The organism is Bacillus sp. z60-11, assembly GCF_046464135.1.
Taxonomy (GTDB): domain Bacteria; phylum Bacillota; class Bacilli; order Bacillales; family Bacillaceae; genus Bacillus; species Bacillus sonorensis_A.
The window spans coordinates 1-25,147 of the sequence record NZ_JBIYSN010000011.1; the positions used below are offsets into that span (position 1 = coordinate 1).

Sequence of the window (25,147 nt, forward strand, 5' to 3'; positions counted from 1 at the left end):
GATCTCTCCAGCCGTTCTCCCAAAATAGAACGAGCAATCTCGCAACTTTGATTGCCGCATCCCAATCATGATTGAACCAGTCGTCTATTTTTGGATTCATTTCTTGATCTATGCCCATAAAATAATTGATGATTTTATCAATGGTCTGTTTGACTTTATGATCCTGCATTGAGTATTCACCTTTTAAATACTGGATGAGCCGTTTTTTATGTGACTGAACAAATTCCACAAGTTCTGGATAGACGTTCTCCGGATGCTCGATATAAAGGTCATCCCCATCCAGAACTAAAGGTGAACCCAAAAAGGCAAGGTCATCACAAATTTGTTTTGGGTGCATTTTCCTCACCTTTGACAAAGAGCTTATTTCCTTTACCTCGTTTGAATTCATAACCATAGGTAGCTACAACATTATAAAAATTTCTTTTGCCTAGTAATAAGCTTTTGACCCACTTTTCATATTCTTGATAAAGTTGTTTAGCCTCAATCTGTTGTTTGGAAATTTTAGAGGAATACTTTTTCAAAAATGTTGATATTAATGATTGTTCATCATTTTCATTCCGAACACTTAGTTGTTTTTCTAAGTCTTCAATGACTTTGTTCAACCTATCAATTTCTCTTTTTTGATTGATATACAATTTATTTTTTTCTGTTAAGGTAAGTTCATCTATTTTCAATAACGTACTCATTATTAAGACTCCTTTCATCCATCCATGCACAAATTTCCAAACATTAGGGGTTACTGAGTTATCATGGGTTGTCGGTTTTGACATTAAAGCCCTATAAGTAATTAATATATATATATTTATTTTTTTATTTATTTTTTTCAGTAGACTAAACAGACAGATTCGACAACCCCTAGTAACCCCCAATAAATGTAAAACATTGATAAATCCTTATATATCAATAGTTAAAGCTTCTTTCTATTGATTGAAGTAACCTTATCCGGGTTACCTTTTGAAGTAATTTCAGTAACCCTTTCAGTAACCCGCCCATCATTATTCTGCAAAAAACTTCCTCCGGAATACCGATTTAATGTCATCCCATAAATAAATGTTTTATTTTTTGCTCCCTTTGCCTTTTTAAATCCTCTAATCTCCAATTGCCGGTAAAAAGCTCGGTTTTTTAACTCAACGTCATCATTTTCATAACACCAATCCTTATACTCTTTATAGAGCTCCTTGGCTTCAATCTTTACAGCTGAATGAATAACACACCTTTCATCCAGAAACGGTCCCAGTATGTCCATATCCTCCCGGTAGCCTTCCGTCGCCTTCCTGATCGCTTCCGGTTCTCCCAAGCCTTCCTTCTGCCACTTCAAGCAGCCTTCAACGGCCCAACGGAGGATCCCGGGCATTTCCGCGGCCAGTTTCTGCGGCAGCTTCTTGTCTACTTTTTCTTTTGGAATAGTGACAGTGAACGGGATCAGCCGGATTCGGCGCCATATACCCTCATCGCTGCCTTTAACGATCGGTTTATGGTTTGTGGTAAAGAAGACTTTAAATTCCGGTGTAAACTCAAAGTATTCCTGGCGCAGAAAACGTGCTGACATCTTTTCGCCGCCGGTGATCTGCTTCACTAACGATTCAGACAACTGCTGCCCTTCTTCACTCTCAACGGCCGACATAAACCGGGCGCCGTCCAACCTGGCAATGTCATTGTTTATGGCACTATCATTTTTCTTCTTAATGAAGGTGTCACTGTTTGTCTGCCGCCCATAGTCCCCGAACAAGTGCTGAACCGTATTGATAAAAGTCGATTTACCATTCCGGCCGTTCCCGAATAGAAAGAACATGACTTGTTCCGTGGTGTCCCCGGTCAGCGAATAGCCAATTGCCTTTTGCATGAAATCAATAATTTCATAGTTTGGCTTGCCCTGGTCATCTATAAAGATGCTTTCCAAGAAAGCTTTCCAGTTCGGGCAGTCGGCGTCCGATTGATAAGCGATAGGAGATATTTTCGTGAAAAGCAGATCCCGATCATGCGGCAGAAGTTCTCCTGTTTTCAGATCAATCACACCGTTATCGCAATTTAAAAGATATTTGTGGGAATCCAGTTCCTGCTTTCTCACTGAAACCATTGGCCGAACATCTAAAATTGTGTTCATCCGTATGTTGCGGCGCTCGCATTTCTTCGCCCAATCGTTCAATTGCTTTTTTCGGAATTTGTCTTCTGTGGCCTTTGCCTCACCGTACAACGCCCGTAATGTCTTGGCGGTGATAGCTTCAATTTTCCGTTTGCTGTCTTCTTCCCATCGCTTGCCGTTCCAGATCAGCCAGTCAAGCTCGTTACAATATCGAATATTCTTTCCGTGGTAGTAGACAATCCGTTCAGCATTGCCGAGCTCCGTCAAATGAAAAACCGGCGGGGTGTCAATGATCTCTTCCGTATCCTCAACTTGAGAATGATCGGGATGGGAAATGTACACCTCATACGGCTGTTCCTGCTGCTCTTCCATCAAATCAGAAATTGTCGTATGAGTAGAATAAACGGCTGCAGCAATGGTCATTTCTCCATATGTAGCGCCGTCGGATGAATGCTGCCGATCCCATTTCTCCCGGAACAAACCTGATTCGCGAAACATTGAATCCATTTTTGCGGGATCCTTATCCGTCCAGAATGCCAAATGATTACACAAAGCCATATCTGTGGCCGAGTGATCATCATTTATCAGATGACCGTTAAACAGATCCTGAATGTTCTTCCCGTTCTTGCTGTTGAACATCCTTTCCCATATCTCCTTATTGGAGAGATTGCTCATATCACGGGATGAAGCAGCAGGAGGATTGGAAGGTTTCGATTCTTCTTTTTTGTCCTTCAAATATTTTTCGAACAGCTCTTTGAGCTCGTCTGTTCGTTCTTCAACGGCCCCGATCCCGAGACTATTACCGGTAAAGGTGAAATAGCGGCCGTGGCGGTATACTTCCAGCCCGAGTTCCGGATTTTTTCTCCCTGTACCCGGCCCGCGCAATGGAATCTTACCTTTTGTAATGATGTGGACCCCTTTGCCGCTCGGTGAATATTCGGTGTAGCTTCCAATAGCCTGAACGATTTCCTCAGCGAACGGGGACAAGACACCGTCCTCCACACAGTGATCTATGTCTATGCCGATAAACGGATCATCTTTTGAAAACATGAAGCCGATCCCGTCATAATCTCGATCGTTATAAAATTTCAAAACGGTCGGAAATGTCGACCAGGTTCTTTTATTACTGGATTGAGCCATGCTGCCGTCAATCTGGTACGGCACTTTTGTTTTCTTACCGTCACGTTCTTCGGAACGCCATAAAATCCACTGAGGGGCGTTTTTTAGCTCTTGCGGTATGTTCTTAAATTCGTACATGTGATAACTCCCCTTTAAAAATGAGGGAGCTATACACTCCCTCAAATGTGTTTTTTATGATCAAAACGGTACATCATCGTCACTGATGTTAACTGGAGCTGCTTCCGGTGCCGGCGCCTCAGACGGCTTAAACGCTTTGACTTCCGGATATTTTTTGCCGTTGTGCTCTCGTTCTCCGACAACCAGACGAACAGGTTTATTTAGGAACGCATTGGCCCATTCGATATGATCTTTAAATTTCATACCGTTTGGAAAACCTGCGGCCTTTGATGCTTGATGAAATCTCCACATTGCATTGTCAGTAACCGTGAAGTTATCGTATAGGATTTTTTGGCCCTGACATGGCTGTTCAACGTCAGAACGGATTTCATAGTCTACGACAAGACGCTTATTTCCAGATGAAGCTGCTGTTTTCTCCTCAAAATTGATAACTGTTGCCTCATATTCTCCTGGTTTAATAGGTTCAAAAGCTTCACCTTTGCTGTGATCTACTGTGAACATATTTAATTCCTCCATTCATTATTTTCCGTTTAAAACTGCTGCAAGATTTTCAGCTATAGACGCAATTACATTAGGATCTGTAATGTCTTCATTTCTTAGGTCATAAAGTACGTTATCGATACCGCTGTTTAATCTATCAATCTCTGAAATTAACCAGGGGATGTCTTGACGAGCGTTAGCAATAAAAATACAATCGTTTTCTCTTGGGATATTTGGATAATCTACCTGCACTGCGGCAATTGAACCGTAGCCTGGCCCTTTCGGCCCCCAAATTAATCTGGCTTTCCCTCGGTCATAGTTGATATCACTATTTGGTGACCACGGTCCCTCTGTTGCCGCAGCAACACGTTGGCGAATTTCCTCAAGCTTCATTTTGATCACCTCCTGCAGCCTTTAATCTCTCAAGGGCGGCCGTCGCAAGCTTTTTATTCCATTGATCAAGTTTTTTATTGGCTTTGATCTGAAATTCTTCAACCATCTGCGCGGCTGCTTCGTTACCGGAAACAATCGCTTTAATTTCCTCAATCAAACGGATCCGCTCAGCTTCTTCCTCTGCCTTCACGTCAATGCCGAGCTCGAGCCATTGGTAAAGCTTGCGGCCGACTTCCGGATTGAGTTTAAAAGAAGATCCTTCAAACATGCGGGTATTGTCTTTGGATGTTTCCGCCATGTGATCGATACTGATATTGAAATTCAGCATGAACTCGTATTCCATTTCATCCTTCTGCACAGGCTTGGTCCCGACTTTGCGCGGTGCCATCTTTCCGTTTTCATCCGGTTCGACTACATACTCCGTTTTTGTTCTCAATGTCGCCAAGATGTGGACATCGTTTTGCGTTAAGGTCTTAATCAATTTGGTTGTTTCAGGCGCAAGCTTGCCCCAATTTTGAAATGAGTTGCCGGACATGCTCCCGTGTTTTTCTACTATCCCGCCTTCCCCTTGCCAGTTGTGGGAAAGCGAATCAATTACGACCACCTCGGCCCCGGCGTTCTTGATAGCCTCCACAGCCAATTGATAACGTTCTGTGGTGTAAGGCGGCGTAAAATCAATATGTTTAAAACTACCGATCCGCACGTCATCAAATTGCAAGTTTGCATACAGTTTGGCGCGGCGGTGCTCAGTATCCACAACACCAATCTTTGACCAGACTTCCTCATCGCTGGCTTCCGGGTATGCTTCCCGCATCATTCCGTAAGCGACAAGCAGGGCGCCGGCGGTCTTTCCGGATCCACTCGGCCCGATAAAGCCGACAATTGCCTTTTCTTTTTCACGCTGTGCGTTTGTGACTTGAAACATCTATCACACCTCCACTTTGAAGCTTGTGGAGGCAGGTTCTATTTCTACCCCCGGAACAGCTTGTCCATTTTCATCAACGACAACCTTTTTGCCGTCCACCTCTTTGATGGACAGAGATTTTTTAAAGTCGCCCCATTTGACATCTTCTTTGATAAATTCAGTAAGCTCGGCCTCTTTAACATGCTTGAGAAGCTGGTCCTTATCTGCTGGCTTAGGCTGCTCTTTACTCGCCCGGCTTTTTGACTTGCCGTAAGGTGTGGACAGTGTTTTTGCTTTTGGATCCTGATCAAGCTGCTTTGAATGGTAGATGCTGACCAAGTTTTCAAAGAACGCCAGATTGTCCGCGACAGGTTTTAGCTCTTGGGATTCCCATTCATCGATACGCTGCCTTTCGGTTGCCGCCAGCGCCTTGATTTCTTTTTCCTGTGTCTTTAAAGCAGCTATTTTCCGAAACGCCCAATTTAGACTATTCATGTCCGTGATCTCAAACTGTGGACGGCTCCCCTGCTGCAGGCTATTATTTGAAATCTCGTTTAGTTCAAACGCCTGTAAAGGATTCATGTATTTTGCCTCCTAATTGATTTTGTAATGGACTCAATTTAAAATGAGGTTGTGAGTTTTGTTTTTAGTCGCCTCTGCCAAGGCGGCTTTTTTATTCATAAGCTGACCGATAAAATGCAGCAACTTGAATATTCCTGTTAATTTCAGTCTCATACCAAAAGCTATCACCATAGGAACGCTGATCAATCTCTGTATTCAATTTTTCAGCTGCCTCTTGCACATTTTGAAGAGCTGTCCTTTCATCTTTATCGTGATAGGTAATGTCAATCCTCCCACCATTTCGCAATGCATTTTCGACAAGGTGCAATACTGAGTCAATCTGTTTTTGATCCATTTTCATCCTCCTTTTCTATCTCGTCTTTCAAATATTCCAAAGGATAGCCGTAACGATTGATTTCTGTAATTATTGGATGCTCGATATTCATTGAAACGATCTCCCTACTGTTGAAACGTTTAACCCTCTGCCTGCAAATTTGGATGCTATTTCGTGAAGCCGCACAACCTGTTCTGGGTGCTCCATTCGTTTAAGGTCCTTACAATTTGAAATGATTGTCGCCGCAATTTCTACACATCCTTCAAAATCATGTTCCTCGATCGCGGCAGGCAATTCCGAAATAAGATTTTGCGTTGAGATGATCAGCCTTTCCGCCTTTTCGCGGTCAGCTTTTAGAAAATGATTTAGGTTCATGCCTTCAAAGCTCCTTCCTATATCTCCATTCCGCAATCATGACAAACTGTGAACGTCTCGTAAGTTCCTGTGATCTCGATAGTTTCACTGTTTTCATGCCTACAATTCTTCAGAGCTTCTTTCCGAATCAGGTTAGCCTTGGCTTCCTGACTTAACGCCAGCCATTGTTTAGGAATGATTTTCATTTTCCTCACCTCTCTTCATTTAGTAGGGCTTAATGCCTTGGCTGTTCAGCCAACCAGGTCAATAGAAATTTTTCGCATTCTTTTGCTGGAAAAAGCCATTTCTTTCCGACTCGATACTTAGGAAAGCGAGGATCGTAAAAAAACGTGTCCTTTATGAAATTAGGGCTCATGTTGGTCTGTCGACACAGTTCTTTCATGTCCCAGAACGTAAATTGATTTTTAATTTCATTCAGGTGTTTGCGCATTTCATCAAGAAATTGGCGTTCAATTTGTTCTTGATCTACCCGAACCGTTAGCATGCCTATTATGAAACCTCCTTCATATCAAGGATTTTGACAATTTTCTCTCTGACTTTTTTGCCCTTTCTTTTACCAAGTAAAATGTCAGAGAGATACGCATTCGAAATGTTTAGCATCTTTGCTAAATCCTTTTGCTGCATGTCGTTAAGAATTAACCAAGTCTTAACCTGCTTTCCAAAATCCAGTTCCAAAGCCAAAGAAAACACCTCCTTTTTATATTTTCAGCTAAATATTCAGCTTTTTATTGACTTTTTTTATCCAAGTGGATAAAATAAAGCCATAGCTAAACAAGCCTACAATTATAGCCTTTACGTTTGGGGACGTGATCTGCGGCTTTTATTTTGTAGTGCCTAAAAAGCTGAATAAGTAGCTTATGGACATAGTATATTATCCATTCGGATAAATGTCAACAAGTTTTTATCTATTTGGATAAAAAAGTCCCTGAGCTTATTAAGGGTGATTAATTTGACAACGTTCGACAGGGTTAAAAAACTTGCTGATGATCGTAGAATATCATTAACTGAGTTAGCTAAACGCGTAGATATGGGGGTGAATTCATTATATAAATGGAAAACCCAAAAACCCGCAGTTGATAAGCTACAGAAAGTTGCCGATTACTTCAACGTTTCTGTTGACTACCTTCTCGGCAGAACAGAAAAAGAAAACTTTGAGCCTGAGCTAACTGCTAAAGATGAAAGAGATATACAGAAAGAGCTACAAAAAATTATAGAAGGGTTAGAAGGCAAGAACGGTTATGCCGCATTTGACGGCCAAACTCTTGACGATATGGATGAAGAAGACAAAGAGTTATTAATCGCCAGCCTGGAAAATTCCTTACGTCTCGCTAAAAGAATTTCAAAACAAAAATTCACTCCTAAAAAATATCGTAAGTAGGTGCCTTTTTGTGGAGTCAATTACTTCAAAAATCAAATCAATAACAAAAAAATTTGAAACAAACAATCCATTTAAAATTGCAAAAGAATTAGGAATTGAAGTGGTATATGAAGACTTAGGAAAAGCCTTGGGCTATTACAGTAGACATTTTAGAGTTAAGGTCATCCACATTAATCAGAATGCGAATGAACATAGTAAGGAGTTTATTTGCGCCCATGAATTAGGTCATGCGATCTTTCATCCAGACGCAAACACTCCTTTTTTAAAAAGGCAGACTCTATTTTCAACAGATCGAATCGAGTTGGAAGCGAATTTTTTCGCAATTAATTTGTTGTTCTCATCCTTTAATGGCTGCGTCACCGTAAGGGAAGCAATTGAACAATACGGAATCCCTGAGAAATTAGTTTTATCTAACCTGAATCTAAAAATTTTTACACCAAAAATCGAACGTACGTTTCTTGTGAGGTGAAAAAAGATGGCCAGTTTTAGAAAGCACACTAACGGATCGTGGGAATATCGGATACGGTATAAGGATAGGAAATCAAATAAATACAAAGAAAAATCAAAACGTGGTTTTAAAACAAAAAAAGAAGCACAACTGGCAGCTGCACAAGTTGAAATGGAGATTGATTATTACGGTTTCGCCGAAGATGGTGACGAAAAAACTGACACCTATTTTGAAAGTTGGTTGGAAATATACAAAAAACCAAATGTCAAACCGATCACCTATTCCCTTCAAGAAAGGAATGTGAGATTAAACATTCTCCCACGGTGGGGCGACTATAAATTAAAAGAAATTAATCGAAATGAATATCAAAAATGGATCAATGAATTGAAGGGGCACTATAGTGAAGGAACAGTGAGAAGGATTCACAGCATTATGAACACCGCACTCAACGATGCGGTATACGAATTCAGAATCCTTCGGGAAAATCCCGTAACAAGGATCAATATTCCAAAAGACACAATGACTAACAAGGTAATTAAATTCTTTACTATAGAAGAATTGAACAAGTTCCTTAACAAAATAAAGGAGCCTCAAAAAAAATCAAAGTATCAACATTCAATACAGTATTATGCGCTTTTTTCTCTAATAGCGCGGACCGGTCTACGCATTGGTGAAGCCTTGGCATTAACCTGGGATGACATAAACTTTGAAGAAAACACCCTTACAGTCAACAAGACACTGGTTTATCCAACTAATTCAACACCATACCTTTCCACACCAAAATCAAAAGCAAGTTTACGAACCATCAAACTTGATGAGAACACGGCCCATATTATGAAAAAGCATAAAATCAATCGGAATGAGGTCGTTCTGAAATACAAAAATTATAAAAGGCCGGAAACGAATATTATATTTTTTCAACACGACGGTCGCTGGCTTCGGACAAATGTTGTCAGAGAATATTTCAAAGAAGTGTGTAAAAGGGCTGGTTTACCTATTCTGTCCCCACACGCTCTTAGACATAGTCATGCGGTTCACCTTCTTGAAGCCGGCGTTAATATTAAATATGTATCAGAAAGGCTAGGACATTCGAGTATAAAAATGACCGCAGATACATACCTCCATGTCACCAAAAAGATTGAAGACCAAGCAATGGATTTGTATCTGCGGTACACAAGCATATAAAATTTTGTGGGTGTTTTGTGGGTGCAATCAAATTGAAATCTGATCACACCCTTTAGTATCAAGGGTTAACCTATAGACCCTTCCATCTCGAACTTGATCAAACGGTTCATTTCAACCGCGTATTCCATCGGCAGTTCTTTTGTGAACGGCTCGATGAAGCCCATGACGATCATTTCTGTCGCTTCTTCTTCAGAAATGCCGCGGCTCATCAAGTAGAAGAGCTGTTCTTCAGATACTTTGGAAACTTTTGCTTCGTGCTCCAATGAAATGTTGTCGTTTAAGATTTCATTGTAAGGAATCGTATCTGATGTTGATTTGTTATCCATAATCAGCGTGTCACATTCGATGTTTGAGCGGGCGCCTTCAGCTTTGCGGCCGAAATGGACGATTCCGCGGTATGTGACTTTTCCGCCTTGTTTTGAGATCGATTTTGACACGATCGTAGATGACGTATTCGGTGCCAGGTGGATCATTTTCGCACCTGCGTCCTGATGCTGTCCTTTTCCTGCAAGAGCGATAGAAAGCGTCATACCGCGAGCGCCTTCGCCTTTCAGGATGACGGCAGGGTATTTCATCGTCAGTTTGGAACCGATGTTTCCATCGATCCATTCCATTGTCGCGTTCGCTTCGCAAACGGCGCGTTTTGTAACAAGGTTAAAGACGTTGTTCGCCCAGTTTTGAATCGTCGTATAGCGGCAGTATCCGCCATTTTTGACGATGATTTCAACCACTGCGCTGTGAAGGGAGTTTGTTGTGTAAACAGGTGCTGTACATCCCTCTACATAGTGAACGTGCGCGCCTTCGTCGACGATGATCAGCGTCCGTTCAAACTGACCCATGTTTTCAGAGTTGATCCGGAAGTACGCCTGCAGCGGTGTCTCGACTTTGACGCCTTTTGGTACATAGATGAATGATCCGCCTGACCAAACGGCTGAGTTCAGGGCCGCAAATTTGTTGTCAGTCGGCGGAATGACTTTTGCCCAATGCTCGCGGAAAATGTCTTCATTTTCTTTGAGGGCGCTGTCCGTATCCTTAAAGATGATGCCTTGAGATTCAAGGTCTTCCTTCATGTTGTGGTAAACGACTTCTGATTCATACTGCGCGGATACACCGGCCAAATATTTTTGCTCAGCTTCAGGGATTCCGAGTTTGTCAAAAGTCTGTTTGATTTCTTCCGGCACTTCATCCCATGATCTTTCTGAACGCTCAGATGGTTTTACATAGTACGTAATTTCGTCAAAATTCAATGCGTTTAAATCTCCGCCCCATTGCGGCATTGGCATGTTGTAGAAATGTTCAAGAGATTTCAGACGAAACTCGAGCATCCACTCCGGCTCTTCTTTCATGCGTGAAATTTCTTCTACGATTTCTTTTGTCAGTCCCCGCTCTGAACGGAAAATGGAAACGTCTTTGTCGGCAAAACCGTATTTATATTCGCCGATATCCGGCATTTTTTTAGCCATCCATTTTCACTCCAATCTTTATTCATTATCGCTGTCTTCTTTGGCAACACCCTTTTCAAGGGCTTTCCAAGAAAGTGTCGCACATTTAATCCGGGCTGGAAACTTTGAAACGCCTTGAAGGGCTTCGATATCGCCTAAATCGATCGAATCGTCGTAGTCTTTGCCCTGCATCATATCCGAAAAGATCTGTGACATTTGAAGGGCGGTCCCCACGTCTTTTCCTTTGATCGCCTGCGTCATCATGGAAGCGGACGCCATGGAAATGGAGCAGCCTTCACCTTCAAATTTTGCGTCTTCTACCTTTTCGTCCGTAATCTTCATCGTCAGTCTGATCCGGTCACCGCATGTCGGGTTGTTCATGTCAACGACAATGCTGTCATTTAAAACCCCTTTATTTCTCGGATTTTTGTAGTGATCCATAATGACCTGCCGATACAGTGTATCCAAGTTCACATTAAAAGACATTTGTGAAATACTCCTTTGTCTTCTGAAGAGCTTCAATCAGTTTATCGATGTCTTCTTCTGTATTATACAGATAAAAGCTTGCTCTTGCAGTAGCGGAAACATTCAGCCATTTCATCAAAGGCTGTGCGCAGTGATGTCCGGCTCTGACAGCGACGCCTTCTGCGTCCAATACGGTTGCCACATCGTGAGGATGGACGTCTTCAAGGTTGAATGTCACGAGTCCTGCACGCTGCTTCGGTCCGTATACAGTTGCGCCTTCAAGCTCTTCAAAACGTTTTAGTGCATATGCTGCAAGACGATGTTCATGTTCTGAAATGGCGTCAAGTCCGATGTCTTCCAGGAAGTCAATCGCTGCACCCAATCCGATCGCACCGGCAATAATCGGTGTCCCCGCTTCGAATTTCCAAGGCAGCTCCTTCCAGGTTGATTCGTAAAGACCGACAAAATCAATCATTTCTCCGCCGAATTCCGCGGGTTCCATGTTTTCAAGCAGCGCTTTTTTGCCATACAATACTCCGATCCCGGTCGGGCCGCACATTTTGTGGGCGGAGAAAGTAAAGAAGTCGCAGTCCAAATCCTGAACATCGATCTTCATATGCGGTGTGCTCTGCGCCCCGTCAACCACCATCACCGCGCCGTTGTCATGGGCGATTTTGGCGATTTCTTTAATCGGATTCATCGACCCGAGAACATTTGACACATGTGCGGCTGATACGATTTTCGTATTGGCTGTCACCGTCTGTCTGACATCATCCAGTGAAATGGTGCCGTCTTCCTGTAACGGAATGTATTTCAATGTAGCGCCGCTTGCTTTTACCGCCTGCTGCCATGGAATGATATTCGCATGGTGCTCCATCGGCGTGATGACGACTTCATCACCCGGCTTCAGGTTGGCGCGGGCATAGCTGAGCGCGACCGTGTTCAGCGCCGTTGTCGTGCCCCGCGTAAAGATAATTTCCTGCATCGATTTCGCGTTGATAAACTTCCTGACCTTCTCGCGCGCCCCTTCGTATCCATCAGTCGCCTTCGTTCCCAATGTATGAACGCCGCGATGGACATTTGAATTGTAGGATTTGTAATACTCGTCAAGCTTGTCGATGACGACACGCGGCTTTTGCGATGTAGCCGCGCTGTCTAAATACACAAGATCGTGTCCGTTGACTTGTTGGTCGAGAATCGGAAACTGTTCGCGAATATCTTTGACATTCATTATTTTACTTTCCTTTCGATTACAGAGACGAGCTGTTTTTTCACGCCTTCGATCGGAAGCTCATTGACCACCGGTGCCAGGAAGCCGTAAATGACAAGACGTTCTGCTTCTTCTTTCGGAATTCCGCGGCTCATCAAGTAGTAGAGCTGAACCGGATCGACGCGGCCGACAGATGCGGCGTGGCCCGCTGTAACGTCATCTTCATCGATTAAAAGAATCGGATTCGCGTCTCCACGCGCTTTTTCGCTGAGCATCAGCACGCGTGACTCCTGTTCGGCATTTGATTTTGATGCGCCGTGTTCGATTTTTCCGATGCCGTTAAAGATCGAGGATGCGGAATCTTTCATGACGCCGTGTTTTAAAATGTAGCCTTCCGAGTGCTTGCCGTGGTGAATGATCTGTGTTGTAAAGTTCTCGGTTTGTTCTCCTCTGCCGACGACAACCGTTTTTGTATCGCCAAAAGTGCCGTCTCCGTGAAGATTTGTCGTGTTTTCAGAAATGGTGTCTCCATCATTCATCAAACCGAGCGCCCATTCGATTTTGCTGTCGCGTCCGAGCGCTGTTCCGCGGCGGCTGACATATGCCGTAACCCCTGCGGAAAGATTGTCCACCGCTCCGTATTGAACGCGGGCATTCGCACCTGTGATCACTTCTGACACGATGTTAAATACCGCTTTTTTAGGGTTGACCGTGCTGATGTAGTTTTCTACATATGTGACCGCACTGTTGTCATCTGCGACGACGAGTACATGGTTGAAAAGCGTTGTATCGTTGCTTTCATGGACATACACCGCCTGCACCGGCGCTTTCAGCTCGACGTTTTTCGGAACGTAAAGGAATGCTCCGCCGTTCAGCAGCGCTGCATGTAATGCAGTTAATTTATGCTCATCGACTTTTACGCCGTCCGTCATAAAGTATTTTTTGACGAGATCGCCGTGTTCGCGAAATGCCGTATGAATATCTGTGAAGATCACGCCTTGATCCTGCAGCTCTTGAGAAAGAGACAGGTAAGCCGGTGTCTGATCTCTTTGGATGTAAAGCGTCTTGTCTTCATTCCCGAGATCGATCAGCGATTTGACTTCATCTGAAAGATCATTCAAAGATTCAAGCGGTTTATTTTCTACAGTATGTTTATCAAACTGTGTGAAATTCCAATTTGTGATTTTTGTTTTATCAGGCCGTGGCAGAGGCAGATCTTCTGCTTTTTCAAGCGCTTCTAAGCGTAGGTCTTGCAGCCAGGCCGGTTCCTGATGCTTCTCAGAGAAGCTTTTGACATATTCCCGATCTACAGATAGTTTTGTTTCCAATGTCATGTTTATCCCCCTAACGCTTACGCTTCTTGACCGACAGTTTCGTCTTCGATTCCCAGCTCGTGCTTAATCCAGTCATATCCTTCAGCTTCAAGACGCTGTGCAAGCTCAGGTCCGCCTGATTTCACAACGCGGCCTTGCATCATAACGTGCACATGGTCAGGCGTGATGTAGTTCAACAGGCGCTGATAGTGCGTGATGATCAGGCAGCCGAAGTCTTCGCCGCGCATTTTGTTGATGCCTTTTGAGACGACTTTCAGGGCGTCGATATCCAAACCGGAATCGATCTCATCAAGGATGGCGATCTTCGGTTCAATCATCATCAGCTGCAGGATTTCATTGCGCTTTTTCTCCCCGCCTGAAAATCCTTCATTTAAATAGCGCTGCGCCATGTCAGGGTCCATTTCAAGAAATTCCATATTTTCATCCATTTTGCGGATGAATTTCATTAACGAAATCTCATCGCCCTCTTCTCTGCGTGCATTGATTGCAGAGCGGAGGAAGTCGGCATTCGTGACGCCGCTGATTTCACTCGGATATTGCATGGCCAGGAACAGGCCGGCTTGCGCGCGTTCATCCACTTCCATTTCCAGAACATCTTTGCCGTCAAGCAAAATGCTGCCTTTTGTTACTTCATATTTAGGGTGTCCCATGATCGCCGCGGATAAAGTCGATTTACCCGTTCCGTTAGGTCCCATGACAGCGTGGAATTCCCCGCCTTTTATTTCAAGGTTTACACCTTTTAAAATCTCTTTCCCTTCAATCTCAACGTGAAGATCTTTGATTGTTAATGTCGAAGCAGCCATGAAATATACCTCCAATATAGATAATCATTATTCTCAATTTATTCTCATTCTAATTTTATAACAAATGAAAATTGAATACAACAAAAGTCTTTAAGATCTTTTTCGTGTGTACATGTTTTCAAGTGTAACAAAAATCGTTTTTTTCTTAAAGTGATTGCCGTAAGAAACTTCCTTCGTCCATAACCATCCAGTAAAAACGATTATTTACATTTGCCTCGCATTCGAAGATCTGTTCTCGGGGAGTGTGCTTTAAGAGGAGGCGGATTTTTCACACTGAAGGGAGCTCGTTCTCAATTGCATGAATCATGATGGGAATGCTTTTCACCTTCTATCTGGATGGTGACATGCTTCAAATTAAATTCTTTCCTTAGATATTCTGATACTTGTTGCAGGATTCTATCCCTGTCACTGTTATCTGCGACTGTCACATGACAGCTTAAGGATGGAAAGTCGGAAGTGATCGACCAAATATGAAGATCGTGAACATCCTTGACAGACGGAATCGACAGCACCCCTTTCCGGAGCAATTCCATATCGATATGCTTCGGTTTTCCTTCCATTAAAACATGAACAGCATCCTTTGTGATGCGCCAGCCGCTGACAAGCACCAGGATGGCGACAAGAACGCTTGCAATCGGATCGGCGGCATTCCAATCGAAAAACAGCATCAAGAAACCGGCGATGATCGCACCGACAGAGCCCAGCATATCACCGATGACGTGCAGAAATGCGCTTTTGACATTTAAATTTTCGCCTGTGTCTCCCCGCATTAAAAGCCAGGCCGCGGCAATGTTGACAAGCAGTCCGAGAAAAGCGATCCCAAGCATGCCGGCGCTTTCGACTTCCGGCGGATTGAAAAAGCGATGGAACGCTTCCCAAAAAATATAAAGTGAAATCACAAGCAGTGTGATGCCATTTAAACAAGCGGCCAAAATTTCAAAGCGCTTATAGCCGTAGGTTTTGTTTTCATTTGCCGTCTTTGCTCCAAATATAACAGCGATGAGGCTTAAGCCAAGGGCTGCAGCGTCACTTAGCATATGTCCGGCATCAGATAAAAGGGCGAGGCTGTTTGTCAAAATCCCGCCGACGACTTCAACCGCCATAAAGAGAAAGATGAGGATGAAGCTGAAAAGAAGCGCTTTTTTGCTGGCTTGATGAGTATGATGATGATGGTGGGAATGGCTCATATTTCAAAACTCCTTTCCTCTGAATATGACCATATGTTCATATTATAATTTTATCTTCTGTCTTTATTCAGGTCAACCTGTATCCAAGCGTCGGGCATACAAAAGGACGGATATCTTCCGTCCTTTTGCTTTGCTTTATCCGTTCATCCATTTCATGTCTGAAATGATCTGTTTGCTTTTTTGATGCTGCTTTTCCCTTCTTTTTTCGACTTCAAGCCGATTTTCATGGCTTCTGCTGTATTCCTCGTAACCCATGCCATGGGATCTGTGCATCGCTTTTTCCATTTCCGCCGTAAATTCAAGGTCAAGCTGATCTTGGCTTGAACAAATAATGAATCATCCTTTCAGAGATTTTCTTACATGATACCAATTATATACAGACTCTTCAAAGATGAGTATGCATTAAATGTGCTGACCTCTGTCGATTTTCCGGCATTTCACAGGCGCTAGCTGGAACATTCTTTTAATTTCTCGGTCAATGTTTCATTTGTTTGAATTCTTCCATAGCCTGCAAGACGAGCGTGACGGCTTGGCTCATCGCCGCTCCCCCGCCAAATGCCGCGGAGACCCCGACGGCTTCAAGAATTTCTTCTTCCTTCGCTCCGCTGTCAAGGCAGCCTTTGATGTGATAGATGATACAATATTCGTCCTGGGTGTTGATGCTGATCCCGAGTGCAATCAATTGCTTTTCTTTTTCGCTCAGGACACCCTTTTTAAAGCATTCTTGAGTAAACTCGTTGTACTTTGTGGCAATGCCCGGCATTTTTTCTGAGAAGATGCCGATTCCCGCTTTATATTCGTGCAGGGCGGATTCGATGATGCTTTCTGATTCATGCTGGTTCACGCGAATTTCCTCCATTTAATATGTAGATTTTCTCTTTATTATGGACAACTTTATGCACAACATACGAGAAAAAACCCCGGTTTGCTCACAAACCGGGGTTTCACTTTTATTCTGTTACAGGAAGGACTGAGCCTTCATATTTTTTATCGATGAAATCTTTGATTTTGTCAGAGTGCAACACTTCAATCAGCGCTTTGACTTTCGCAGAATCTTCGTCACCTTTGCGAACAGCGATGATGTTCGCGTAAGGATTGTCTTTTGGAGACTCAAGCTCAATGGCATCTTTTTTCGGATTCAGCTTGTTTTGGATCGCGTAGTTCACGTTGATGAACACGGCGTCTGCTTCATTGCTGTCATATGCTTTTGCCGTCATTTCAGGTGCAACATTGTTTTTGATTTTCAGGTTTTTCTTGTTTTCCGTAATATCCTTCACTGTTGCGTCCACTTTTTTAATGCCTGATTTCAGCTTGATGAGACCGGCATTTTCCAGCATTGAAAGCATGCGGCCCTGTTCAGCGGCGTTATTGCTCATGATGATCGTCGCACCGTCAGGAAGATCTTTCAATGATTTATACTTTTTAGAGTAAATCCCGAATGGCTCAAGATGGACTGCACCGACATTGACTAAATCGTAGTCTTCGTTTTCTTTCATTTCCTGTTCAAGATAAGGAACATGCTGGAAATAGTTTGCATCAAGATCTTTTGAAGCGAGCGCTTTGTTGATCAGTTTGTAATCGGTGAATTTCTTGATTTTAAGCTCATAGCCTTTTTCTTTTAACAGCGGTTTTGCCTCTTCAAGAATTTCGGCGTGCGGCGTCGGCGTCGCTCCGACTGTGATCACTTTGCTGTCTTTATCTCCTTCGCTGTTCGATGACCCGCATGCGGCAAGTACGCCGGCAAAAATGATAAGTAAAGCCGTTAATAACCCTTTTTTCACTTTCGTATCCTCCCTAACGTTTGTCTAGTTTATTTGTTATAAAATCCCCAATAAATTGGATGATAAAAACGATAGCCAAAATAAAAATCGTTGCAATGACGATAATGTCATTATTGTTCATTTGAAATCCATCGACATATGCAAGGTTGCCGAGTCCGCCGGAGCCGATCGCACCGGCCATGGCTGTGGAACCGATCAGCGCAATCGCTGTTACAGTAATACCGGAAATCAAAGCCGGCATCGATTCAGGCAGCAGCACTTTGAAAATGATTGTCGATGTTTTCGCACCCATTGATTTCGCCGCTTCAATCACACCTTTATCGACTTCGCGGAGGGCGATTTCCACAAGGCGGGCATAAAACGGTGCCGATGCGACGATTAATGAAGGCAGCGCCGCATTAGGACCCAAAATCGTTCCCATGATAAATTTCGTAAAGCTGAGCAATATGATAATTAAAATAATAAACGGAATCGACCGGAACACATTGACAACAGCCCCGATTACCGCATTAACCGGTTTATTTTCCCAGATGTTTCCTTTTGAAGTTAAATAAAGAAGCAAACCGAGAAGCACGCCGATGATAAATGCAAACAAAAGCGAAATCCCCGTCATATAAACCGTTTCATATGTCGCGTTCCACAGCTGCTCCATGTCTACATTCGGAAACAGTTTTTCAAACACTTGTGATCACCTCTGCTTCTACCTGCCGGCTCTTGATGAATTCGACCGCTTTATTGACCTCATCCAAATCGCCGTCAACATGGATGAACAGCGAACCGTAAGCACCATCCTGCGTCTGCGAAATTTTCCCTTGCAGAATGTTGACTTCAACATCAAATGTTCGGATGATCTGCGTCATCAGCGGCGTTTCGGCTGCTTCGCCGACAAATGTAAGCTTAATCGTCCGCCCGGTTTTCGTTTCTTCAAGGAAATGCTTCAAAGTTTCCTTCGTTTCTTCCGGTTCGGTCACCTGCTGGACAAAGCGCTTGGTCATGTCTTCCTTCGGCTTTCTGAAGACGTCCAATACGTCGCCTTCTTCAACAACTCTGCCGTTTTCCATGACAGCGACTCTGTGGCAGATTTTCCGGATGACATGCATTTCATGTGTGATCAGGACAATCGTCAACCCGAGCCGTTCATTGATATCAGACAGAAGACCCAGGATCGAGTCAGTCGTCTGCGGATCAAGCGCTGAAGTCGCTTCATCACAAAGGAGAACTTTCGGATTGTTTGCGAGCGCCCTTGCGATCCCGACGCGCTGCTTCTGTCCGCCGCTCAGCTGTGAAGGATAGGCGTTTTCCTTCCCTTCAAGGCCGACGAGCTTGATCAGTTCAGCGACTCTTTTCTGCCGTTTTGCTTTGCTGACGCCGGCGATCTCCAACGGAAACGCAATATTGTCGCGCACCGTTCTTGACCATAAAAGGTTGAAGTGCTGAAAGATCATGCTGATTTCTTTTCGCGCATCTCTCAGCTTTTTCCCTTTAATTTCGCTGATCGTTCTGCCCGCTACTTCAACTGTGCCTGAAGTGGGCTGTTCTAGTCCGTTCAAGAGACGGATCAAGGAGCTTTTACCGGCTCCGCTATATCCAATAATTCCGAAGATTTCACCTTTTTTGATCGAAAGGGTGACATCCTGGACGGCATTGACATCTCCATGCTTTGACTGATAAACCTTTGAAACACCTTGAAGATTTATCAAAGCCACCACCTGCTTTCTTGCTCTATTCTTTGAGGTCCAATCATATTATGAAAAAAAGCCTTTCTGCACACATGAGCAGAAAGGCTTTGAAAGCTTGGGCCTTTCTCTCATCTTTCAAAGCTTAACGCTTCGTGTGAATTGGCACCATTTCAACATCTGTTGATGGTTGCCGGGTTTCATAGGGCACTTCCCTCCACCTCTCTGGATAAGAGAAACATATATTTATTTTTTGATTATTATGATCGGAATTCTTACAGTAGAATATCACGCAAAAAAATAGTTGTCAACTACTTTTCGTAAGACAAACGGCCTATCCGATCTGATGAACAGATAAAAGAGGCGTGCTGAACGTCCGCCTCCCCCCTTGTCTGCCTTAACACGGTGAAAGTGTCTAATTTTCAACATTTGGAAAGTTTATAATTGAAGGTCGCTGTTTTTGAAGAAACCGTCTGTCAGCCATAAAATCGCTTCGAGCTTCAATAAAGCTCTGAAGGAGCCTTTAACCTTGACGGTGCCGCGCTGTACGAGCTGCTGCAGGGAAATATCTCCATGAAGAAGGTCGATAATCTCGCTTTGCTCTCCAAAAAAAGTCAAGTGAGCTTTTTCCACAGGAGTAGATTTTTCCATTTCCCCCTGTTCGTTGATCGCTAACGTAAAAGCTTCTTTTTCTCCTTGAAATGTAATCAGCAAAGCTGTTGTGGATAATAGAGGTTTTAAAAAAAGAGACCGATCCTCTCTTTCTATCAATCCTGTTTTCTCCAACTGTATAACCTCCTGTAAATTGGTCATACTTACAGATTCTCTGTATACAGCGGGAGTCCTTTATGAATTGCTCGACAAGTTTTTGCGGGTTATTTCCCGAGAAATATGTCAAAAATACCCTTAATCAACAGCATTTTGTTTAATTGTCTCATATAAATAGGAAACGGAATGAAACGCATACCCTTTTTTGACGATCCGTCCGTTTTGATAAAGAATAAAACACGGCACACTTTCAATCTCATGCTGTTTGGCGAATGACGGGGAATAATTGAGATTGTTTTTATAGAAAGGGATGTCGGCGAGCATTTCGTCAACAACCTCCAGCATTTTTCCAGCCAGCTGGCACGTTCCGCAAAACGGCGTGTATAAATAGAGGACACATGTCTTCTGCTCAAGCTGTTTTAATTCTTGTTCCTGAAGTTCCTGCATAGGTTTTACACACCTCATCATAAAAATTTGCTATGCACTCGTATGTTTGACCGGAACAGGATCTCCGCTACATGGCGGCTCGGGGCTGCAGCGACTTCTTTATAGACTTTGTCAATGTATAAATGGGACGCTTCGGGCAGTTCCCTTTTGAGCTGCCGGCGCAGCTTTTCCCCGGATTCATCGGCATCAACCAGTATGTAAACGTCTTTATCATACAGGTTCTCGGCGAATTCATCGAGCTTTGTCTGGCTGATCGTTCCGTTTGTGCAAATAATGTCAATGGGTTCTTCAACGACCTGTTTGACTTTCAGTTTATCGGACTTTCCTTCGACGATCATGACTTTTTCGTTTTCCGGCATATGGATCACCTTTGAGAGAAAAATAGATTTTTCATAAAAAAAGGCAGTGAGTATTCACCGCCCGGCCTTTAACACCAGCCTTGCTGGTCATCACAGTCCACATATTTTGCATCCGGTTTGCTTATTGTATCAGCCATTTTGTAAAATTTTTGATCTTGGAATATATATCCAGATTTCAGCTCGTATTGATCCATACCGGTCATCCGGCCGATCGGTTCGTTTTCATGGTACAGATGCATGCCGCCGCCTTTAAAATGGCCTTTCACATGCTCTGTAATATCAATACGCTCTTTTTTCAGCGTCAATTTGGACACCCCCTCTATGCTATAGCGTGTCCAAATGAGAGGCTGCTATCCTAAAGTTTTAGTCTTCTTTGATCATTTCATCATATTGTTCGGCAGTCATCAAGCTGTCGATTTCTGATGCGTCAGACGGTTCAACGACGATCATCCACGCTTTTTCATACGGTGATTCATTGACAAACTCAGGGCTGTCTTCGAGTTCCCCATTCACTTCAACCACTTTCCCGTTGATCGGGGCGTACAATTCTGAAACGGTTTTAACAGATTCAACGCTTCCAAATGGCTCGTCCGCTTTGATTTCGTCTCCGACTTCCGGCAGCTCGACAAAAACGATGTCCCCCAGCTCAGATTGCGCAAAATCAGTAATTCCGATTCTGACTTTGCCGTCTTCGGTTTTGACCCACTCGTGTTCTTCAGAATAACGCAGTTCTTTTGGTGTGCTCATGGCTACCCCTCCATAAAGTGTTTTAAATCGTCCTACATTGAAGATATCACATCTTGATGCATTATAACCAGTATGTCTTAAACTGATCTTCCTTAAAACCGACTGTTACCTTCCGGCCGTCTGTCGTAATCGGACGTTTGATCAGCATCCCGTCGGAAGCAAGCAATTCAAGCTGCTCATCCTCAGACATGTTTTGCAGCTTGTCTTTCAAGCCGAGTTCCCGGTATTTTTGACCGCTTGTGTTGAAAAACTTTTTCAATTCAAGTCCGCTTTTTTCATAAAGCTCTTTCAGCTTTTCCTTGCTTGGCGGATGTTCTGCGATATGTATCCCATTGATTTCTTTGCCGTGATCTTCGAGCCACTTTTTCGCTTTTCGGCATGTCCCGCATTTCGGGTACCAATAAAAATCTAAAGCCATGCACTCACCCCTCTCGATTTATCCGAGGTTATTTTAACACAGATCTTTTTAAAAGCCCAAACCGTTGTTTGCAGTCCTTTGTTCAGCTTAGAAGCCCCGCTCGAAAAGAACGGGGCTTTTGGATTTACACAATAAATTTTTCCGCTTCGAAGACGGCCTTGGCGGCTTCGCGTTTTTTCTCAATGACATTGACAGGTGTAAAGCGTGTCAGCTTGCGGAGGGCGGAGAGCATCATCCGCAGCGAATCGCCGGATTCCATGGCGATTAATGATTCCTTGGCATGGCTTTCAATCTCCTGAAACGCTTCCTGTGTGAAAATTTGCGTGTAGAGGATTTTCTGGTCATTTTTTTCTTCGCCGAGCGCCGTGATGGCTTTTTCTGTTCGTAAAACGGCTGACTCCATCGCGTAAACCTGGCTGACGATGTCAGCGATATTCACGAGAATCTCCTGTTCGCGATCGATCGCTTTTCCATATTTTTGTGCAGCAAGCCCTGCGATCATCAGCGCGATCTTTTTGGCGTTTTGCAGCAGATACTTTTCCTGTTCGAGGACGCCGTCTCCCGGTTCTTCAGGCATAAGCATCATCAGCTCTTCCTGAAGGGCTTTGGCTTTTTCAAAGAGCGGCAGTTCCCCTTTCATGGCTTTTTTCAAATAGGTGCCCGGGACGATGAGGCGGTTGATTTCATTTGTTCCTTCAAAGATCCGGTTAATCCGCGAATCGCGGTAGGCCCGTTCCACTTCGTATTCCTGCATGAAGCCGTAGCCGCCGTGGATCTGCACGCCTTCATCAACGATATAGTCGAGTGTTTCCGATCCAAAAACTTTATTTAACGAACATTCGATGGCATATTCGGCAATCGATTTGGCCACCTGGCGCCCGTCTTTTTGATCTTCTTCGCTCAATGTGCCCATTTTGTCTTCAAAAAGCCCGACGGTCCGGTAAACAGAGCTTTCCATCGCATACAGTTTGGCTGACATATTGGCGATTTTTTCACCGATCAGGCTGAATTTGGAAAGCGGTGTTTTAAATTGCTGACGCTGGTTGGCGTATGCAGCTGACAGCTCTATCACCCGCTTAGATGCGCCGATCGTTCCGACGGCCAGCTTATAGCGGCCGATATTTAAAATATTGAAGGCGATGACATGCCCTTTGCCCGCTTCACCTAAAAGATTTTCCTTCGGCACCTGCACCTGATCTAAAATAAGCGTGCGGGTCGATGAGCCTTTGATCCCCATTTTTTTCTCTTCCGGCCCTGTTGACACACCCGGATAGTCCTTTTCAACAATGAAAGCGGAAAAATGTTCGCCGTCAATTTTCGCATATACGATAAAGACATCAGCAAAGGCCGAGTTTGTAATCCACTGTTTTTCGCCGTTTAAAATATAGTGTGTCCCCGCTTCATTCAGGACGGCTGTTGTTTTCGCCCCGAGCGCATCGGACCCTGATCCCGGCTCTGTCAATGCATATGCGGCAAATTTCTCGCCTGTAGCGAGCGACGGCAGATACTTTTGCTTTTGCTCCTCTGTTCCGAAAAACACGATCGGCAGTGTTCCGATCCCGACATGGGCGCCGTATGATAAGGAAAAACTGCCCGCTCTCGAGAATTTTTCGGTGATTAACGCCGAGCTGATTTTATCAAGACCCAGCCCGCCGAACGCCTCCGGGACATCAGCGCCGAGGAGGCCGAGTTCCCCGGCTTTTTTCAACAACCTGACCGAGTGGTCGAAATGATGTTCCTCAATCTCGTCAACAAAAGGCAGCACATCACCGATAATGTAGTCTTCCGTCGTTTTGGCGATCATTTTATGTTCATCTGTGAAATCCTCCGGTGTGAACATCTGATCCGCTGTCACTTCTTCTATCAGAAAGGCGCCGCCTTTTTTCATATGGTCTTTTGTTTGCTCCATGATCCCATCCCCTTTGTTTTTAAACTAACTCGAATACTCCTGCAGCCCCCATGCCGCCGCCGATGCACATCGTCACAACGCCGAACTGCTCGTTTCGCCGCCGCATTTCGTGTATCAGCGTCAAGGTCAGCTTTGTTCCCGTACAGCCGAGCGGATGCCCGAGCGCGATCGCTCCTCCGTTGACATTGACTTTTTCTTCATCGATGCCGAGCGATCTGATGACTTGAATCGCCTGTGAGGCGAACGCTTCATTTAATTCGAATAAACCGATGTCCGACAGATCCAGCCCGGCCATCTTCAGCGCCCTCGGCACTGCTTCAACAGGGCCGATGCCCATGACTTCCGGCGGAACACCGCCGACCGCAAAGGAGCGGAACTTTGCCAGCGGAGCGAGTCCGAGCGCATCCGCTTTTTCCCTGTCCATGATCATGACCGCCGCGGCACCGTCGCTCGTTTGCGACGAATTTCCGGCGGTGACCGATCCGTTTGCGGAAAACGCCGGTTTCAAAGTGGAGAGGACTTCTTTTGTGGTCCCCGCTCGAACGCCTTCATCACATGCGAAATTAAACGTCTGTTCCTGCAATTGATGGTTTTCATCCACTTCCCTGACGGTGACCTCTACAGGGACGATTTCATCGGCAAATTTGCCTTCGGCAATCGCCTTGGCTGCATTTTGATGACTGCGGACAGCGAAGGCATCCTGATCTTCCCTTGAAACACCGTACTTAACAGCGACCTGTTCGGCCGTGTGGCCCATCCCCATATAATATTCGGGAGCCGTTTCCGCCAGCGCCGCATTCGGTCTGACGATATGCCCCATCATCGGGACGATGCTCATCGATTCAGCTCCTCCGGCAATGATCGTATCCGCCGCACCAAGCATAATTTTCTCGGCGCCGTATGCAATCGACTGAAGGCCTGATGAACAGTATCTGTTGATCGTCACGGCCGGAACCGTGTGGGGGAGACCGGCAAGCGCGCCGATGTTCCGGGCCATGTTCAAGCCTTGTTCGGCTTCCGGTGTGGCGCAGCCGATGATCAAATCATCGATATTGCCTTCATAGCCGCCCGCTCTTTTCAATGTTTCTTTCACTGCACACGCGCCCAGGTCATCAGGGCGGACCGTCCGCAATGAGCCTTTTTTTGCTTTTCCGACCGGGGTTCTCGCACCCGACACTATGACTGCCTCTTTCATGTTTTTCC

33 protein-coding genes and 1 riboswitch are annotated in these 25,147 nt (G+C 44.4%); of the genes, 3 read left to right on the forward strand and 30 right to left on the reverse strand.

The features are described from left to right. The 11 genes from ACINLD_RS21365 to ACINLD_RS21415 all read right to left on the reverse strand — a co-directional run. The coding region (locus ACINLD_RS21365; protein WP_410207176.1) for a hypothetical protein at positions 1 to 337 on the reverse strand (337 nt) is incomplete at its 3' end. After that, a complete protein-coding gene (locus ACINLD_RS21370) occupies positions 315 to 686 on the reverse strand; it encodes a hypothetical protein (RefSeq protein WP_265626974.1) in 372 nt (123 codons plus the stop codon). The genes ACINLD_RS21365 and ACINLD_RS21370, both read right to left, overlap by 23 nt. A gap of 221 nt (positions 687 to 907) precedes the next feature. Next, positions 908 to 3,340 carry a phage/plasmid primase, P4 family gene (locus ACINLD_RS21375; protein WP_410207177.1) on the reverse strand — a complete coding sequence of 811 codons (2,433 nt, stop codon included), beginning with the start codon at positions 3,338 to 3,340 and terminating at the stop codon, positions 908 to 910. A 60-nt stretch (positions 3,341 to 3,400) separates the two neighbouring features. Then, complete coding sequence (locus ACINLD_RS21380; RefSeq protein ID WP_061578359.1) at positions 3,401 to 3,841, reverse strand: DUF669 domain-containing protein; 441 nt, start codon at positions 3,839 to 3,841, stop codon at positions 3,401 to 3,403. Between the two features lie 18 nt (positions 3,842 to 3,859). After that, complete coding sequence (locus tag ACINLD_RS21385; protein WP_017474382.1) at positions 3,860 to 4,213, reverse strand: hypothetical protein; 354 nt, start codon at positions 4,211 to 4,213, stop codon at positions 3,860 to 3,862. Continuing rightward, a complete protein-coding gene (locus tag ACINLD_RS21390) occupies positions 4,203 to 5,138 on the reverse strand; it encodes an AAA family ATPase (RefSeq protein WP_410207178.1) in 936 nt (311 codons plus the stop codon). The genes ACINLD_RS21385 and ACINLD_RS21390 overlap by 11 nt, the downstream gene beginning before the upstream one ends. A gap of 3 nt (positions 5,139 to 5,141) precedes the next feature. Then, positions 5,142 to 5,699, reverse strand: coding sequence for a host-nuclease inhibitor Gam family protein (locus ACINLD_RS21395; protein WP_410207179.1), 558 nt, complete (start codon positions 5,697 to 5,699; stop codon positions 5,142 to 5,144). A gap of 91 nt (positions 5,700 to 5,790) precedes the next feature. After that, entirely contained in the window at positions 5,791 to 6,033 is a 243-nt protein-coding gene (locus ACINLD_RS21400) for a hypothetical protein (protein WP_410207180.1), read from the reverse strand. A gap of 87 nt (positions 6,034 to 6,120) precedes the next feature. Continuing rightward, a complete protein-coding gene (locus ACINLD_RS21405; protein ID WP_410207181.1) occupies positions 6,121 to 6,387 on the reverse strand; it encodes a YqaH family protein in 267 nt (88 codons plus the stop codon). A gap of 214 nt (positions 6,388 to 6,601) precedes the next feature. Then, the gene (locus ACINLD_RS21410) at positions 6,602 to 6,871 is read right to left on the reverse strand and encodes a group-specific protein (protein ID WP_095259976.1); all 270 of its coding nucleotides are present in this window, start codon (positions 6,869 to 6,871) and stop codon (positions 6,602 to 6,604) included. 5 nt (positions 6,872 to 6,876) lie between these two features. After that, the gene (locus tag ACINLD_RS21415; RefSeq protein ID WP_048407361.1) at positions 6,877 to 7,062 is read right to left on the reverse strand and encodes a helix-turn-helix domain-containing protein; all 186 of its coding nucleotides are present in this window, start codon (positions 7,060 to 7,062) and stop codon (positions 6,877 to 6,879) included. A gap of 274 nt (positions 7,063 to 7,336) precedes the next feature. On the opposite strand from ACINLD_RS21415, the gene ACINLD_RS21420 reads away from it, so the two are divergent. Genes ACINLD_RS21420 through ACINLD_RS21430 form a run of 3 tightly spaced genes read left to right on the forward strand, consistent with a single transcriptional unit; the run spans position 7,337 to position 9,398 of the window. After that, a complete protein-coding gene (locus ACINLD_RS21420; RefSeq protein WP_098408127.1) occupies positions 7,337 to 7,765 on the forward strand; it encodes a helix-turn-helix domain-containing protein in 429 nt (142 codons plus the stop codon). Positions 7,766 to 7,775: 10 nt separating this feature from the next. After that, positions 7,776 to 8,234, forward strand: coding sequence for an ImmA/IrrE family metallo-endopeptidase (locus ACINLD_RS21425; RefSeq protein ID WP_410207182.1), 459 nt, complete (start codon positions 7,776 to 7,778; stop codon positions 8,232 to 8,234). A gap of 6 nt (positions 8,235 to 8,240) precedes the next feature. Continuing rightward, complete coding sequence (locus tag ACINLD_RS21430; RefSeq protein WP_095259981.1) at positions 8,241 to 9,398, forward strand: site-specific integrase; 1,158 nt, start codon at positions 8,241 to 8,243, stop codon at positions 9,396 to 9,398. Between the two features lie 65 nt (positions 9,399 to 9,463). Here ACINLD_RS21430 and sufB read toward each other — a convergent pair whose 3' ends face one another. The 19 genes from sufB to ACINLD_RS21525 form a co-directional block, all read right to left on the reverse strand. After that, the gene (sufB, locus tag ACINLD_RS21435; RefSeq protein ID WP_026588670.1) at positions 9,464 to 10,861 is read right to left on the reverse strand and encodes a Fe-S cluster assembly protein SufB; all 1,398 of its coding nucleotides are present in this window, start codon (positions 10,859 to 10,861) and stop codon (positions 9,464 to 9,466) included. An 18-nt stretch (positions 10,862 to 10,879) separates the two neighbouring features. Beyond that, entirely contained in the window at positions 10,880 to 11,326 is a 447-nt protein-coding gene (gene sufU, locus ACINLD_RS21440; RefSeq protein ID WP_026588671.1) for a Fe-S cluster assembly sulfur transfer protein SufU, read from the reverse strand. After that, positions 11,316 to 12,536 carry a cysteine desulfurase SufS gene (gene sufS / locus ACINLD_RS21445; protein ID WP_026588672.1) on the reverse strand — a complete coding sequence of 407 codons (1,221 nt, stop codon included), beginning with the start codon at positions 12,534 to 12,536 and terminating at the stop codon, positions 11,316 to 11,318. The genes sufU and sufS overlap by 11 nt, the downstream gene beginning before the upstream one ends. Beyond that, positions 12,536 to 13,849, reverse strand: a complete 1,314-nt coding sequence (sufD, locus tag ACINLD_RS21450; RefSeq protein WP_077735527.1) for a Fe-S cluster assembly protein SufD — start codon at positions 13,847 to 13,849, stop codon at positions 12,536 to 12,538. Before sufD ends, sufS begins: the two co-directional genes overlap by 1 nt. 17 nt (positions 13,850 to 13,866) lie before the next feature. Continuing rightward, a complete protein-coding gene (sufC, locus tag ACINLD_RS21455; protein WP_026588674.1) occupies positions 13,867 to 14,652 on the reverse strand; it encodes a Fe-S cluster assembly ATPase SufC in 786 nt (261 codons plus the stop codon). 290 nt (positions 14,653 to 14,942) lie between these two features. After that, complete coding sequence (locus ACINLD_RS21460) at positions 14,943 to 15,839, reverse strand: cation diffusion facilitator family transporter (protein WP_026588675.1); 897 nt, start codon at positions 15,837 to 15,839, stop codon at positions 14,943 to 14,945. 135 nt (positions 15,840 to 15,974) lie between these two features. Then, a complete protein-coding gene (locus ACINLD_RS21465; RefSeq protein WP_410207183.1) occupies positions 15,975 to 16,112 on the reverse strand; it encodes a hypothetical protein in 138 nt (45 codons plus the stop codon). Positions 16,113 to 16,314: 202 nt separating this feature from the next. Then, complete coding sequence (locus tag ACINLD_RS21470) at positions 16,315 to 16,698, reverse strand: carboxymuconolactone decarboxylase family protein (protein WP_035428468.1); 384 nt, start codon at positions 16,696 to 16,698, stop codon at positions 16,315 to 16,317. 91 nt (positions 16,699 to 16,789) lie between these two features. Next, on the reverse strand, positions 16,790 to 17,620 hold the full coding sequence (gene metQ, locus ACINLD_RS21475; RefSeq protein WP_026588677.1) for a methionine ABC transporter substrate-binding lipoprotein MetQ: 831 nt from the start codon (positions 17,618 to 17,620) through the stop codon (positions 16,790 to 16,792). 13 nt (positions 17,621 to 17,633) lie between these two features. Further along, positions 17,634 to 18,302, reverse strand: a complete 669-nt coding sequence (locus ACINLD_RS21480; RefSeq protein ID WP_077735529.1) for a methionine ABC transporter permease — start codon at positions 18,300 to 18,302, stop codon at positions 17,634 to 17,636. Next, positions 18,295 to 19,320: a methionine ABC transporter ATP-binding protein MetN gene (gene metN, locus ACINLD_RS21485; RefSeq protein WP_026588679.1), complete on the reverse strand. Its 1,026-nt coding sequence runs from the start codon at positions 19,318 to 19,320 to the stop codon at positions 18,295 to 18,297. Before metN ends, ACINLD_RS21480 begins: the two co-directional genes overlap by 8 nt. A gap of 104 nt (positions 19,321 to 19,424) precedes the next feature. Further along, a riboswitch (SAM riboswitch) is annotated at positions 19,425 to 19,532 on the reverse strand. Between the two features lie 202 nt (positions 19,533 to 19,734). Beyond that, positions 19,735 to 20,082, reverse strand: a complete 348-nt coding sequence (locus tag ACINLD_RS21490; protein ID WP_026588680.1) for an SCP2 sterol-binding domain-containing protein — start codon at positions 20,080 to 20,082, stop codon at positions 19,735 to 19,737. Positions 20,083 to 20,202: 120 nt separating this feature from the next. Further along, the gene (locus tag ACINLD_RS21495) at positions 20,203 to 20,511 is read right to left on the reverse strand and encodes a thioredoxin family protein (protein WP_026588681.1); all 309 of its coding nucleotides are present in this window, start codon (positions 20,509 to 20,511) and stop codon (positions 20,203 to 20,205) included. A 17-nt stretch (positions 20,512 to 20,528) separates the two neighbouring features. Beyond that, the gene (locus tag ACINLD_RS21500) at positions 20,529 to 20,870 is read right to left on the reverse strand and encodes a toprim domain-containing protein (RefSeq protein ID WP_077735530.1); all 342 of its coding nucleotides are present in this window, start codon (positions 20,868 to 20,870) and stop codon (positions 20,529 to 20,531) included. A 68-nt stretch (positions 20,871 to 20,938) separates the two neighbouring features. Beyond that, the gene (locus tag ACINLD_RS21505; RefSeq protein ID WP_077735531.1) at positions 20,939 to 21,175 is read right to left on the reverse strand and encodes a YusG family protein; all 237 of its coding nucleotides are present in this window, start codon (positions 21,173 to 21,175) and stop codon (positions 20,939 to 20,941) included. A 58-nt stretch (positions 21,176 to 21,233) separates the two neighbouring features. Beyond that, complete coding sequence (gene gcvH, locus ACINLD_RS21510) at positions 21,234 to 21,617, reverse strand: glycine cleavage system protein GcvH (protein WP_026588684.1); 384 nt, start codon at positions 21,615 to 21,617, stop codon at positions 21,234 to 21,236. 61 nt (positions 21,618 to 21,678) lie between these two features. Beyond that, positions 21,679 to 22,035 carry an arsenate reductase family protein gene (locus ACINLD_RS21515; protein WP_026588685.1) on the reverse strand — a complete coding sequence of 119 codons (357 nt, stop codon included), beginning with the start codon at positions 22,033 to 22,035 and terminating at the stop codon, positions 21,679 to 21,681. 124 nt (positions 22,036 to 22,159) lie between these two features. Further along, positions 22,160 to 23,944 (reverse strand): acyl-CoA dehydrogenase family protein, encoded by a 1,785-nt coding sequence (locus ACINLD_RS21520; protein ID WP_077735532.1) that lies wholly within the window; start codon positions 23,942 to 23,944, stop codon positions 22,160 to 22,162. Positions 23,945 to 23,963: 19 nt separating this feature from the next. Continuing rightward, positions 23,964 to 25,139, reverse strand: a complete 1,176-nt coding sequence (locus tag ACINLD_RS21525) for an acetyl-CoA C-acetyltransferase (RefSeq protein ID WP_026588687.1) — start codon at positions 25,137 to 25,139, stop codon at positions 23,964 to 23,966. Between the last annotated feature and the right edge of the window lie 8 nt (positions 25,140 to 25,147).